The 12,911-nt window shown below is 69.8% G+C and carries 11 protein-coding genes; 9 read left to right on the top strand and 2 right to left on the bottom strand.

All coding sequences use genetic code 11. The features are described from left to right. Window positions 1-3: 3 nt before the first annotated feature. Complete coding sequence (locus tag IG65_RS0110745; protein WP_030514726.1) at window positions 4-1,566, bottom strand: NAD(P)/FAD-dependent oxidoreductase; 1,563 nt, start codon at window positions 1,564-1,566, stop codon at window positions 4-6. Next, the gene (locus tag IG65_RS0110740; protein WP_030514725.1) at window positions 1,563-2,189 is read right to left on the bottom strand and encodes an N-acetyltransferase; all 627 of its coding nucleotides are present in this window, start codon (window positions 2,187-2,189) and stop codon (window positions 1,563-1,565) included. Before IG65_RS0110740 ends, IG65_RS0110745 begins: the two co-directional genes overlap by 4 nt. A 240-nt stretch (window positions 2,190-2,429) precedes the next feature. Between IG65_RS0110740 and IG65_RS0110735 the strand changes: the two genes are divergently transcribed. The 9 genes from IG65_RS0110735 to mraY all read left to right on the top strand — a co-directional run bounded on the left by IG65_RS0110735 (window position 2,430) and on the right by mraY (window position 12,874). Beyond that, the gene (locus IG65_RS0110735) at window positions 2,430-2,873 is read left to right on the top strand and encodes an SAV_6107 family HEPN domain-containing protein (RefSeq protein WP_227462782.1); all 444 of its coding nucleotides are present in this window, start codon (window positions 2,430-2,432) and stop codon (window positions 2,871-2,873) included. Between the two features lie 124 nt (window positions 2,874-2,997). Beyond that, window positions 2,998-3,426, top strand: a complete 429-nt coding sequence (locus IG65_RS0110730; protein ID WP_030514723.1) for a DUF3040 domain-containing protein — start codon at window positions 2,998-3,000, stop codon at window positions 3,424-3,426. Window positions 3,427-3,914: 488 nt separating this feature from the next. Beyond that, window positions 3,915-4,346, top strand: a complete 432-nt coding sequence (gene mraZ, locus IG65_RS0110725) for a division/cell wall cluster transcriptional repressor MraZ (RefSeq protein ID WP_030514722.1) — start codon at window positions 3,915-3,917, stop codon at window positions 4,344-4,346. Window positions 4,347-4,510: 164 nt separating this feature from the next. After that, the gene (rsmH, locus tag IG65_RS0110720; protein WP_030514721.1) at window positions 4,511-5,482 is read left to right on the top strand and encodes a 16S rRNA (cytosine(1402)-N(4))-methyltransferase RsmH; all 972 of its coding nucleotides are present in this window, start codon (window positions 4,511-4,513) and stop codon (window positions 5,480-5,482) included. A gap of 84 nt (window positions 5,483-5,566) precedes the next feature. After that, window positions 5,567-6,496, top strand: a complete 930-nt coding sequence (locus IG65_RS39040) for a hypothetical protein (RefSeq protein ID WP_231509133.1) — start codon at window positions 5,567-5,569, stop codon at window positions 6,494-6,496. Next, window positions 6,493-8,415 (top strand): penicillin-binding protein 2, encoded by a 1,923-nt coding sequence (locus IG65_RS0110710; protein WP_081879385.1) that lies wholly within the window; start codon window positions 6,493-6,495, stop codon window positions 8,413-8,415. The genes IG65_RS39040 and IG65_RS0110710 overlap by 4 nt, the downstream gene beginning before the upstream one ends. Window positions 8,416-8,598: 183 nt before the next feature. After that, window positions 8,599-10,284, top strand: a complete 1,686-nt coding sequence (locus IG65_RS0110705; RefSeq protein ID WP_051755708.1) for a UDP-N-acetylmuramoyl-L-alanyl-D-glutamate--2,6-diaminopimelate ligase — start codon at window positions 8,599-8,601, stop codon at window positions 10,282-10,284. Further along, a complete protein-coding gene (murF, locus tag IG65_RS0110700; RefSeq protein ID WP_030514717.1) occupies window positions 10,281-11,801 on the top strand; it encodes a UDP-N-acetylmuramoyl-tripeptide--D-alanyl-D-alanine ligase in 1,521 nt (506 codons plus the stop codon). The genes IG65_RS0110705 and murF overlap by 4 nt, the downstream gene beginning before the upstream one ends. Then, window positions 11,798-12,874: a phospho-N-acetylmuramoyl-pentapeptide-transferase gene (gene mraY / locus IG65_RS0110695; protein ID WP_030514716.1), complete on the top strand. Its 1,077-nt coding sequence runs from the start codon at window positions 11,798-11,800 to the stop codon at window positions 12,872-12,874. The genes murF and mraY overlap by 4 nt, the downstream gene beginning before the upstream one ends. The last annotated feature ends 37 nt before the right edge of the window (window positions 12,875-12,911 follow it).

Here is a 12,911-nt window from a genome sequence, read left to right as displayed (position 1 = left end):
CCGTCATCGCCGAGTGAAGCGACCGCGGCGCAGCGATCGCAGCACCAGCCCCGCCGCGGTACGCCCGCTGGCGCCCGACACCCCGCCGCCGGGGTGGGTGGAGGCGCCGGTCAGATACAGCCCGGGCGCCCCCGGCACCTTCTGTCCGGACAGTTCCGGAATCGGCCGCCAGAAGAACATCTGATCCATCGACATCTCCACATGCATGACATTGCCGCCGATGAGCCCCAATTCGGTCTCCAGATCGGCGGGTGTCTGCACATACCGCTGCCGCACCGAATCGGCGAAACCGGGTGCGTAGGAGTCGACTTCGGCGATGATGCGGTCGGCCTCGCGCTCACCGTGCGCGCTCCACTCGCTGCCGTCGGCGAGCCGGTGCGGATGCCACTGCGCCCACAGTGACAGCTGATGTTCGCCGGGCGGTGCGATCGTGGGGTCGAGGGCGCTGAAACTCATGGCCAGCACCACCGGCCGCGGCGGCAGTTCCCCGGCCAGCGCGGCGGCGTGGGCGAGTCGCAGCTGCCGTCGATCGGTCACCAGCAATTGCAGTCCGCGCGTCGACTCCTCCGGAGTGGCACCGGGGTACACGGGGAGCGCGGAGGTCGCGGTCCGCACGACCATGCCGATGCCGGGGCCGACCCGGATACGCCGCCGCCAGTCGGCGAGAACGGTGTCGTCGAATCCGCCGCGCCGCAACAACTCCAGGGTGGTGAGCACGTGTGTGCCGGAAATCACGGTGCGGGCGGACAGGTCGCGTCCGCCGGCCGTGCGCACCCGCCAGCCCTCGCCCGCGCGGCGCAGTTCGGTTACCTCGTCACCGGCCGAGACGGTGCCACCGTCGGCGCGCAGCCGCGCCACCAGTGCCGTGGTGAGCGCACCGCTGCCGCCGACCGCGCGGCCGGGCGGGAGCGTGTGCATCAGGGCGGCGAAACCGGCCATCGGCGCGGTGCCGGGTTCCGACATCGGCGGTCCGGACTGCGCGCCGAACCAGGCCAGCGCCGCCTTCAGCCGTTCGTCGTCGAACCAGCTGTCCAGCAAGGCATCTCCGGACTGCAGGAATTCACGTGACAGCGCGCTGCCGCCGCCCCGGGCGTCGAGGCCCCAGAACGCGCGCAGGAACCGGCCCGGTGTCGGCGCGCCGCCGAACGCCCGCATCACCCGTTGGGCCCGGGGACCCCAGGTGCGGACGAACCGCCGGTAGGCCTCGGCCTCGCGGGGACCGCAGGCCCGTTCGATCGAGGCGCAGGTGCGGTCGACATCGCGGTGGAAGACGATCGGCTGGGCATCCGAGCCCACCGGTGCGGGCGCGAAAGCCCAAGGGTCGCAATCGATGTAGCGCAGGCCGAACTTCTCCAGCTCGAGTTCCTCGATGATGCCGGTGTGGCGGATCATGATGTGCGCCGAGGAACCGCGGTCCATGAGATGGCCCGGGAAGCGCTCGACCGTCGATACCGCGCCACCGAGCACCTCGTCGCGCTCGAGGACCTCGACCGGATGTCCCGCGCGTGCCAGATAGCAGGCCGCGACCAGTGCGTTGTGGCCGGAGCCGAGAACCAGTGTCGTCACTGTTCGGGCGTCCGTAACGGCAGCCGGCGGCCGAGCACGGCGAAGCGCCGGGTATCGCCGGAGAAGACGAAATGCCGGACCACATCGGTGAATCCCTGCCGGCGATACAGCCGCCAGGCGCGGTTGGCCTCGCGGTCGACCTCCGGGGTGGACAGCAGCACCGCCGCCTCCGTGCGCTGCTCGAGCAGCCGGACCAGCAGGGTCTCGCCGATGCCGCGGCCCTGAGCGGACGGATGGACGTGCAGTTCGGTGAGTTCGAAGTAATCCGACAGCAGGGCCCGCGCGGTCTGCTCCGGCCAGCCCGAGCGGCGCATGCCGGTGTGGACCTGCTGATGCCACCACTGGTGTGGCGCGCCGCGATAGCCGTAGGCGATCGCCACGATCGGCGCGGTGCGCAGATCGACCTGGCCGCTGTCGTCGGGGACCACCGCGGCGACGGCCTGCCAGCCCGGCCGGGTGGTGTGTTCGGCCCACATCGGGGCGCGGTGGTGTTCGGTGCCGCGTGGATAGTCCATCGCCGCGACGTACACGGCTAGGGCGTCGTGCAGCCGGTGGCGCAACGTCGCGGCCGAGAGGTCGACGACGACGGGCGCGGGGGTGTGGCGGGGCCTGACGGCGGTCATGAGCGGGGAGCCATATCTTCGGGGCCGTCTCTGTCTGTCGAAGGTGTCTGTGGTGTCGGGGGCGGGCGTCGGAGTTGGGTGCGTGGGGTGCGGGGTCCCCATCCAGGGTGCGCGGCGCGCGTTCGGCGCGAAAGTCTGTCGGTGGTCGTCTCTATATTCACATTCAATTGAAACGTTCGAATACCTGTTCGGTTCGGCACGGTCGACCGGGCGCGGTATGCGAAATGTGGAGGTGTCGAGATGGCTGGTCGGATGGACGATCCACGACGTGCCGGCCGGGCGGGCGGACTGCTCGACCGGGCGGACACGATGGTGCAGCAGGCCTGGGCCGAACCCGATCCGCGTGAGCGGCTGCGCAGCGCCTACCTCGCGGCGCTGCGCGGGGCCGGGGCCGTGCTGGCCGCGACCGGTGCCGACCGCGCACCGCGGGCCCGCTCCCGCAACGCGTGGGTGCTGATGCAGCAGGCCGCACCGGAATTCGTGATGTGGTCGGACTACTTCAGTTCCTTCTCCGAGACCCGGGCCGCGCTCGAGGCCGGACTGGACCGGGCGATCAGCGATACCCAGGCCGACGAGTTCGCCTCGCGGGTGGAGGCATTCCTGCGCGATGTGGAGGATGCGCTGGCGATTACGGCGGCCCGGTTGCGTCCCGCTCCGGGCTGGCTCGCCGACGGCACGGCGTGAACATCGGCGAGTAGGTGGTAGCGCACTGATCGAACTCGTATCATTGGTGGCAGTAGCCGCCAAGGTCGGCTACTTGTCGTCTACCCGGAGGCGACAACCAGGACCTAGTGCCGGGGGAGGTACCGTGCCACTCTCCGAGCACGAGCAGCGCATGCTCGAACAGATCGAGAGCGCGCTCTATGCTGAGGACCCTAAATTCGCCTCGACCGTGCGTGGTGGTCGGCTTCGCTCTGCCACCGGAAGACGCAGACTTCAGGCGGCCGCGCTCTTCGTCCTCGGCCTCGTTCTTCTCATTGCGGGAATCGCCCTGCCCGTCAAGCCCGGCGGATTCCCCATCATCAGCCTGCTCGGCTTCATCGTGATGTTCGGCGCGGGTGTGCTGTTGCTGCTGGGCGGCTCGGGTATGACCAAGAGCGGCCGAGGCGGCGGCGACGCCCCCTCCGGTCCCGGTGGCATTCCCGGCCGTGCGGCAAAGGGTAAGCAACGCAAGGCCGGTGGCTTCTCCGCCCGCATGGAAGATCGGTTCAGGCGCCGCTTCGAGCAGGACAGCTGAGCCTCCGCTCGCGTCCGCGGGAGCGGAGGCGAGCGGCCGAATGTGGTTGCGCGATGATTGCCGTGCCCAGCGGCGAGTAGCCGACAACTGAACCACCTCGAACGACACGCCGTGATGTGCGGCGTGTCGTTTTTCTTTCGCGGAGTGATCCGGATCGCGTTCACGGGGTGGCGGATTCGTCGGTCCCCGCATTTCCCCACCTTTCCCCACGCCCGGTCCCCACTCTCACCCACCACCGGCCGGGGCCGCTCCCAGCTGCGGGTTTGCTGATGGTTGTCGGGCTGCCCGGCTCGCCGGCGGCGCGTGTCGGGGGAACTCGACGAAATCTCCCCACCGCGGTGATAGCTGAGCTGACCTGCTCAATCCCCGAGCCGGGGACCGAGATCACCGCGGCTTTCGATTGAAAGTGGGGGAAAGTGGGGTAATGTGGAGCGCGCACTGATAAGAGCCGATCCAGACGAGGTGATCGAGCGGGAGGTGTCGAGACTGTGTTTCTCGGTACCTACACGCCTCGGCTGGACGACAAAGGGCGACTGACGTTGCCTGCGAAGTTTCGCGACGAACTGGCGGGAGGGTTGATGGTCACGAAAGGTCAGGACCACAGCCTTGCCGTCTATCCCAAAGAAGAGTTCACCGCCCTGGCGCGGCGAGCCGCGGCGGCGTCCCGAAGCAACCCGCAGGCAAGGGCTTTCGTTCGTGCCTTGGCGGCGTCCACGGACGAGCAACGTCCCGACGGACAGGGCCGGATCACGTTGTCGGCCGAACATCGCCGCTACGCGAATCTGTCCAAGGACTGCGTGGTGATCGGTTCGGTCGATTTCCTCGAGATTTGGGACAAACAGGCGTGGGATTCCTACCTCGCCGAGCACGAGGAGGACTACTCGCTGGCAGGAGACGAGTCGCTGGGCGGAATTTTCTGATCCGAGACAGGCGAGTGCCCTGCGGCCTCTGCCCGGCACGGACCCTGACGTACTTCCCCAACGCCAGGTGCCGTGTTCGGTCAGAGACCCCGGGGCATTGGCTGTCCACTCGTTAGGCCATCCACCCGTCGCAAGCACCGTGAGCCAGGATCCGGGAGGTCGAGGTGAACCATGACAGCGACCGCCCCCGCCATGTTCCGGTTCTTTTGCGTCGTGCCGACGAAATCCTCGGCCCCGCACTGGAATCCGGCGGAGTCCTGATCGACGCCACGCTCGGTTTGGGCGGGCATGCCGAACATTTCCTGCGGACCTATCCCGCGATCCGCCTGATCGGGCTCGATCGCGATACCGAGGCGCTGCGCCTGGCGGGCGAGCGGCTCGCGCCCTTCGCCGATCGAATCACGCTGGTGCACACCAGATATGACGGCCTGCCCGGCGCGCTGCGCCAGGCCGGGCTGCCCGAACGCGGCTCCGTGCGCGCGGTGCTGATGGATCTCGGTGTGTCCTCGATGCAGCTCGACGAGGCCGAGCGGGGATTCGCCTATTCGGTGGACGCCCCACTGGACATGCGGATGGACCCGACCTCCGACCTCACCGCGGCCGATGTGCTCAACACCTACAGCCACGGCGATCTGGCCCGGATCCTGAAAACCTATGGCGAGGAACGCTTTGCGGGCCGGATCGCGAGTGAGATCGTCCGCCGGCGCGCGCAGCGACCGTTCACGACCAGTGCCCAACTGGTGGAACTGCTCTACGACGCGATCCCCGCGGCGACCCGGCGCACCGGCGGGCACCCCGCCAAACGCACCTTCCAGGCCCTGCGGATCGAGGTCAATCGCGAACTCGAGTCGCTCGAGGCCGCGGTGCCGGCGGCGTTGGCGGCGCTGGAGGTCGGCGGCCGGATCGTCGTCATGTCCTACCAGTCGCTGGAGGACAAGGTCGTGAAACAGATCTTCGCGCAGGCCTCGGCCTCGCGCACACCACTGGACCTGCCCGTCGAATTGCCCGGCATGGGACCGGAATTCGCGATTCTGACCAGGGGCGCGGAGAAGGCGAGCGAAACGGAGATCGAGGAGAACCCACGCGCGGCGCCGGTGCGCATGCGGGCCGCGGAGCGAATACAGGCGGCCGGGTGACAGCGATCCGGCGACGGGGGTATTGCCGGTTCGGCAGCACTACGACGGGCAGTCCCACAGGAAATCGGTAGGGGAGGCAGGAATATGAGCGTGCGGACACGGGTGGACGCACCACAGCGGACGCAGCGGTCCGCGCCGCGGCGAGCGCACAGCGCCGACCGCGTGAAATCCGGTGCGGCCCAACGCGCCTATGCGCGCCGGCGCAATCGGGCGGGGGAGCGCGTGCTTCCGCCGCTGCCCCGGCGCGCCGGGTCGATGATGGCCGGACGGCTGCCGTTCGTGGCGGCGATTCTCGCCCTGCTCGGCTGCGGTCTGCTCGCGACCCTGGTGCTGACCACGCATGCCGCCGAGGACAGCTATCAGCTCAGCGACGCCCGCCGCATCAACCGGCAGTTGCTCGACGAGCGCGCGGCACTGCAGCGCGAGGTCGAGGCCGCCGACTCGGCGCCCGAACTGGCCAACCGCGCACGCGAACTGGGCATGATCCCGGCCAAGGATCCCGCCCGCCTGCTCGTGGCGCCCGACGGTTCGGTCACGGTGGTCGGCAAGGAGACTCCGGCCGAGGGCGCACCGGTGCCTCCGCTGAACACGACTCCCGCCAAGCCGGGTGCGCTGCCGCCGAAACTCGCTCAGGCTCAAGGGGAACGGCTGGTCCCGGTGACCACCACCCCGGCCCCGCCGGCTCCCGCTCCCGGTCCGGCCGATCAGAATCCGCCCCCGGCGCCGACGACGACCGCGCCGCGGCCGCCGGCCCAGCCGACGCAGGTTCCGGCACCGGTACAGGCCGCACCGGCGGCGCCGGCGGCACCGCCGGCCGGGACTCAACCGGCGGCACAGGCGGCCCCGGCCGCACCCGCTGCCGAGCCGGAGCCCGCGGCGCAGGCGGCGCCGGTCGCACCCGCGGGTATCCAGCCGACGGCACCGGCCGGTCCGCCCGCACCCGTAGCACCCGCCGCGCAGCCGGCCGGCACTCAGCCGGTGGTCCAGGCGGCACCCGAGGGGGCCGATCGATGACCGGCCGCGGCGGAGGCAGAACCGGCGGAGGTGCCACGGGACGCGGCCGGGCGGGTGTGCGATCCACACCCGCCCGGCCGCGCCGCGCTCCCCGCCCGCGGGCGGGTTCGCCCGCGGATGCCTCCACGCGGCTGCGGTTCGGAGTCGGGCGCGTCCTCATGCTGGTGGCGCTGCTCGTCGTCGCGATGCAATTGCTCTGGCTGCAAACGTTTTCCGCGCCCAACCTGTCGGCCGAGGCGGCCAGCCAGCGCACGGTCCATCAGACCGACTGGGCGCAACGCGGCGCCATCCTCGATCGGGACGGCCGCAGGCTCGCGTTCACCGTCGTGACCAAGAAGCTCAACTTCCGGCCGGTGGCCGTGCGCAAGGATCTGGCCGACGCGCGGGCGAAGAGCGACAAGGCGCCCGAGGTCGACAAGCGGCTGGAGGAGATCGCCAAGACGATCCACGAGAAGCTGGGCAAGGACGCGCCCCCCGAAGCGGAACTGCTCGCCAATCTGCGCAGCGACGACCAGTTCACCTATCTGGCCTACAACGTCGACTCCCGGGTGGCCGACGAGATCACCGAGAAGTTCCCCGAAGTGGGGACCGAGCGTCAGGACACGCCGGTGTATCCGGGCGGCGCGCTGGCGGCCAACGTGGTGGGCGCGACCGGCTGGGACGGGCACGGCCAGGTGGGGCTCGAGGCGTCGATGGACGCGACGCTGGCCGGCACCGACGGTTCGCACACCTACGATCGCGGCTCCGACGGCGCGGTCATCCCCGGCAGTGAGCGCGACAAGGTGCCCGCGGTCAACGGCTCCGATGTCGAACTGACTCTCGACTCCGATCTGCAGTACTACGTGCAGCAGCAGGTCCAGGAGGCCAAGGACAAATCCGGCGCGCAGGACGCCTCGGCGGTGGTGCTGGACGCCCACACCGGCCAGGTGCTGGCCATGGCCAACGACAACACCTTCAATCCGGCGCAGGATCCGAAGTTCTGGGCCTCGGCCGATATCGGCAATCCGTCGGTGACCAATGCCTACGAGCCCGGTTCGGTGAACAAGATCATCACCGCGGCGGCCTCCATCGAGTACGGCCTGACCAATCCGGACGAGGTGCACCAGGTCCCCGGTGAGATCCACATGGGCGGCGTGGTCGTGCACGACGCGTGGTCGCACGGCGTGATGCCCTACACCACCACCGGCATCTTCGGTAAGTCGTCGAATGTGGGCACGCTGATGCTCGCGCAGCGGGTCGGTGAGGACCGATTCGCGGATATGGTCAAGCGTTTCGGCCTGGGGCAGCGCACCGGTGTCGGACTGCCCGGCGAGAGCGGCGGCATCGTGCCCCCGCGCGACCAGTGGTCCGGCTCGACGTTCGCGAATCTGCCCATCGGACAGGGCCTTTCGATGACGCTGCTGCAGATGACCGGGATGTACCAGGCCATCGCCAACGACGGTGTGCGGATCCCGCCGCGCATCGTCAAGGACGTGATCGGCCCCGACGGGCACCGCACCGGCGAACCGCAGCCGGACGGCGTGCGGGTGGTGAGCCCGCAGACCGCGAGTACGCTGCGGCAGATGTTCCAGGCCGTGGTGCAGCGCGATCCGATGGGTTATCAGCAGGGTACGGGCGCGCCTGCGGCGATCGAGGGCTATCAGATCGCCGGGAAGACCGGAACCGCGCAGCAGATCGACGACAAATGCCAGTGCTATTCCAGCGATCGCTACTGGATCACCTTCGCCGGAATCGCCCCGGCCGACAATCCGCGCTACGTCATCGGCATCATGTTGAACGCACCCGTGCGCAGCACCGACGGCAGTGGCGGGCAGTCGGCGGCGCCGCTGTTCCACAGCATCGCCTCCTGGGCGCTGCAGCGCGATCGGATTCCGCCGTCCACCGTGCCGCCGAAACAGCTTGTGCTCCAGGCGATGTAGTGGTGTGTGCGGCTGAATGTCCGGTTTCGGAACCGTGGGTGTCCGTCTGCGGCCCGCCGCACGGGCGGGTGCGGGCGCGGTGAGTCCGGGGAGCCGGTGCGCGCGAGGCGGCCACGCTGCGTGGCCGTCGATCGCCCACAGGTAACCTGACTCCCCGACCCCGAATCTCGACCCGATGCACAGATGTGCGCCCACGAAAGGAGCCTGGTGCCCGTGCAGCCCAGCCCGCAGGTGCTTCGCCCCGCCGTTGCGTTGTCGACGCCGGTGCAGGCCGCTGCCGAACTGACCGGTGCGCGGCTGAACTCCGGCGACCCGGCCGGGATCGAGATCACCGGCATCGAACAGCGCTCGAATGCCGTGCAGCCCGGTGACCTGTTCGCAGGTCTGGCCGGTGCCAAGGCCCACGGCGCCCGCTTCGCCGCCGACGCCGTGGAGCGCGGTGCGGTCGCGGTGTTCACCGACGCCGCGGGGGCGGAGCTGATCGGCGAACTGGATGTGCCGGTGCTCGTGCACGACGATCCGCGCGCGGTACTGGGCGAACTGTCGGCGGCTGTGTACGGTCACCCCTCGCGGCGACTACAGGTCATCGGCATCACCGGCACCTCGGGTAAGACCACCACCTCGTATCTGGTGGAGGCGGGCCTGACCGCGGCCGGGCTGTCCACCGCGCTGATCGGCACGATCGAGACGCGGATCGCGCGGCGCGTCGATCCGAATCCGGAGGAGACCGCGGCCGGTGCGAGCGCCACCGTCGAGTACCGCCGGGTGCCCAGCGCGCTGACCACACCGGAGGCGCCGCAGCTGCACGCGATGTTCGCGCTGATGGTGGAACAGGGCGTGCAGGCCGTTGTGATGGAGGTGTCCAGCCACGCGCTGGCGCTGGGCCGCGTGGACGGTGTGCACTTCTCCGTCGGCGCGTTCACGAATCTGTCGCAGGATCACCTGGACTTCCACGCCGATTTCGAGGACTACTTCGCCGCCAAGCGCCGGCTGTTCGTCCCGGATCCGGGCGCGCCGCAGCGACAGGTCGCGGCCGACACCTGTGTGATCTGCGTGGACGACGCCTGGGGCCGGCGGCTGGCGCGGGAGGCGGGCGGGCGCGCCCGGGTCGTCACCGTGGCGACCACGGACTGCCCGACCGGGGAGACCGAACCGGAGTGGACGGTGACCGGCGCCGCCGCACTGGCCGACGGCGGACAGCAGTTCACCGCGATCGGCCCCGCGGGCGAGATTCCGGCGCGGCTGCGGCTGCCCGGGCGCTACAACATCGCCAACGGCCTGCTCGCGATCGCGGTGTGCGCCGCGGCGGGTGTCGACGCGGCGGTGGCGGCCGCGGCGCTGGGCGAGGTGGACGTGCCCGGCCGGATGCAGCGGGTGAACGCGGGACAGGATTTCCTGGCCCTCGTCGACTACGCGCACAAGCCGGCCGCGGTGGAATCGGTGATCGCGACGCTGCGCCGGCATCTGCGCGACTCCGGCGGCCGCCTGGCCGTGGTCGTGGGCGCCGGTGGCGATCGCGACGCCGGTAAGCGGCCGCTGATGGGCGCCACCGCGGCGCGCGGCGCGGATCTGCTGGTCATCACCGACGACAATCCGCGCACCGAGGATCCGGCCGAGATTCGCGCCGCGATCCGCGCGGGCGCGCTGGGCATCGCCGAGGCCGAACGCGGTGAGGTGCGCGAGATCGGCGATCGGGCCGCCGCCATCGCCGCCGCCGTGGATTGGGCACGGCCGGGGGATGTGGTGCTGGTGGCAGGTAAGGGACACGAGACCGGGCAGGAGATTGCGGGTGTGAAGTATCCGTTCGACGACCGTGAGGTGCTGGGACAGGCCCTGGAACGTAAAACGAAAGACCTGACGGTTTCATGATCGAAATGACTCTGCGGGAGATCGCCGAGATCGTCGGCGGCACGCTGCACGATGTGGGCGATCCCGCGGTGACGGTGACCGGTGCGGTCGAATTCGATTCGCGCCGAATCAATTCCGGCGACCTGTTCCTGGCCCTGCCGGGGGAGCATGTCGACGGGCACGACTACGCGGGCAAGGCCGTGGCCTCCGGTGCGGTGGCGGTGCTGGCGGCGCGGCCGGTCGGCGTGCCGGCGATCGTGGTCGAACCCTTCGCCCCCGCGGCCGGCGCGTCGGCGAATCGTTCCTATGTGCTGGCCCACGACACCGACGGCTCGGGCGCCGCGGTGCTGGCGGCGCAGGCGAAACTGGCGCGGGCGAGTGTGGACCGGCTGGCCGCCGCCGGCCTGAACGTGGTCGGGGTGACCGGTTCGGCCGGAAAGACCTCCACCAAGGACCTGCTGGCGCGCGTGCTCGCGCCGCTGGGCGCGGTGGTCGCCCCGCCCGGATCCTTCAACAACGAACTGGGCCATCCGTGGACGGCGTTGCGCGCGGGAGCCGACTCCCGCTTCCTGGTGCTGGAACTGTCCGCGCGCGGTCCGGGCCATATCAAGGCGCTGACCGAGATCGCACCCCCGCGGATCGGTGTGGTCCTCAACGTCGGCACCGCGCACCTGGGTGAGTTCGGCGGCCGGGACGCCATCGCGCAGGCCAAAGGCGAACTGGTGGAAGCGCTTCCGCCCACCGGCGTCGCTGTGCTCAACGCCGACGACCCGCGGGTGGCGGCCATGGCCGAGCGGACCCGGGCCCGGGTGGTGACCTTCGGTCAGGCGTCCGGCGCGGACGTGCGGGCCACCGACATCGTGCTCGACGCCGAGGCGCGGGCGCGATTCACCCTGCACGCCAACGGGTCTCACACCGAGGTGCATCTGGCGGTGTACGGCGAGCACCAGATCTCGAACGCGCTGGCCGCGGCCGCCGTGGCGCTGGAATGCGGTGCGGATCTCGACACCGTGGCCCGGGCCCTGGCCGGTGCGACGGTCGATTCGGCGCACCGGATGGATGTGCGGACCCGGGCCGACGGGGTCACCGTCGTCGACGACTCCTACAACGCCAATCCGGATTCCATGCGTGCCGCGCTCAAGGCGCTGGTGTCGATGTCGCGCACCGGCGGTACGCCGGATGCGCCGCGCGGCCGGCGCAGCTGGGCGGTCCTGGGCGAAATGGCCGAACTGGGCGAGGAATCGGTCGTCGAACACGACAACATCGGACGGCTCGCGGTGCGGCTGGACGTCGACCGGCTGATCGTGGTCGGCACCGGGCGCCCGGCCCGCGCGCTGCACCAGGGCGCGGTCATGGAAGGCTCGTGGGGCGAGGAATCGATCCTCGTACCCGATATCGAATCCGCGATCGCCCTGCTGGACAACGAGATCGCGGCCGGTGACGTGGTACTGGTCAAAGCGTCGAACTCCGCCGGTCTGTGGGCGGTGGCGCAGCACGTGCTCGCATCGGGTGGGCAGGGCACGGAGGCAGCTGGATGAGGCAGATTCTGTTCGCGGCGGGGATCGCGCTGGCGGTATCGATCCTGCTGACGCCGCTGCTGATCCGCATGTTCGCCCGGCGCGGATTCGGCCAGGAGATCCGCATCGACGGCCCGGAGAGTCATCAGGCCAAGCGCGGCACCCCGACCATGGGCGGCGTCGCGATCCTGATCGGCATGTGGGCCGGATATCTGGGCTCGCATCTGATCGGGATCGGCTATCACGCCGACGGGCCCTCGGTCTCGGGTCTGCTGGTTCTCGGTCTGGCCACCGCGCTCGGCGTGGTCGGCTTCATCGATGACTTCATCAAACTGCGCAAACAGCGCAACCTGGGCCTGACCGCCGCCGGTAAGTACATCGGCCAGCTCGGCGCCGCGGTGATCTTCGGAGTGCTCGCGCTGCAGTTCCGCGGCGCGGGCGGACGCACCCCGGCCAGCCGGCATCTGTCGTACGTGCGCGAGATAAACACCGTCTCGATGAGCGTGATCATCTTCCTGGCGTTCGTCTGCCTGGTCGTGGTCGCGTGGTCGAACGCGGTGAATCTGACCGACGGTCTGGACGGCCTGGCCGCGGGTTCCATGAGCCTGGTGCTGGGCGCCTACGTGATCATCACGTTCTGGCAGTACTACCACGCCTGTGAGTTCAAGGCCGAGGCCGGCTGCTACAACGTGCGCGATCCGCTGGATCTGGCGCTGGTGTGTGCCGCGGGCGCGGCGGCGTGCGTCGGATTCCTGTGGTGGAATGCGGCTCCCGCCAAGATCTTCATGGGCGATACCGGTTCGCTGGCCCTCGGTGGCCTGCTGGCCGGATTGTCGATCACCACCCGCACCGAACTGCTCATGGTCGTGATCGGCGCGCTGTTCGTCGCCGAGACCGTGTCGGTGGTGCTGCAGGTGGCGGTGTTCCGGACCACCCGCAACCGGTTGTTCAAGATGGCGCCGTTCCATCACCATTTCGAGTTGAGCAAATGGGCGGAGACGACGGTCATCATTCGGTTCTGGCTGCTCGCCGGAATCGCGGCGGCGGTGGGTCTGGGCTTGTTCTACAGCGAATACCTCTCTCAGGTCGGGTAAGCAGCGATGGTCGAACATACTCCGCGGGCCCTGCGAT

Source organism: Nocardia sp. NRRL WC-3656 (genome assembly GCF_000720265.1).
Classification (GTDB): domain Bacteria; phylum Actinomycetota; class Actinomycetes; order Mycobacteriales; family Mycobacteriaceae; genus Nocardia; species Nocardia nova.
The sequence above is the reverse complement of the archived record's forward strand: the minus strand, read 5'-3'. Positions and strand labels throughout refer to the sequence as shown.

What these genes read in the sequence shown, in the direction of transcription:
- IG65_RS39040 (WP_231509133.1), top strand. Translation starts at nt 5,567, where the DNA reads ATGAGCGTGCGGACACGGGTGGACGCACCACAGCGGACGCAGCGGTCC.
- IG65_RS0110735 (WP_227462782.1), top strand. Translation starts at nt 2,430, where the DNA reads ATGGCTGGTCGGATGGACGATCCACGACGTGCCGGCCGGGCGGGCGGA.
- murF (WP_030514717.1), top strand. Translation starts at nt 10,281, where the DNA reads ATGATCGAAATGACTCTGCGGGAGATCGCCGAGATCGTCGGCGGCACG.
- IG65_RS0110710 (WP_081879385.1), top strand. Translation starts at nt 6,493, where the DNA reads ATGACCGGCCGCGGCGGAGGCAGAACCGGCGGAGGTGCCACGGGACGC.
- mraY (WP_030514716.1), top strand. Translation starts at nt 11,798, where the DNA reads ATGAGGCAGATTCTGTTCGCGGCGGGGATCGCGCTGGCGGTATCGATC.
- IG65_RS0110740 (WP_030514725.1), bottom strand. Translation starts at nt 2,189, where the DNA reads ATGACCGCCGTCAGGCCCCGCCACACCCCCGCGCCCGTCGTCGTCGAC.
- IG65_RS0110705 (WP_051755708.1), top strand. Translation starts at nt 8,599, where the DNA reads ATGTGCGCCCACGAAAGGAGCCTGGTGCCCGTGCAGCCCAGCCCGCAG.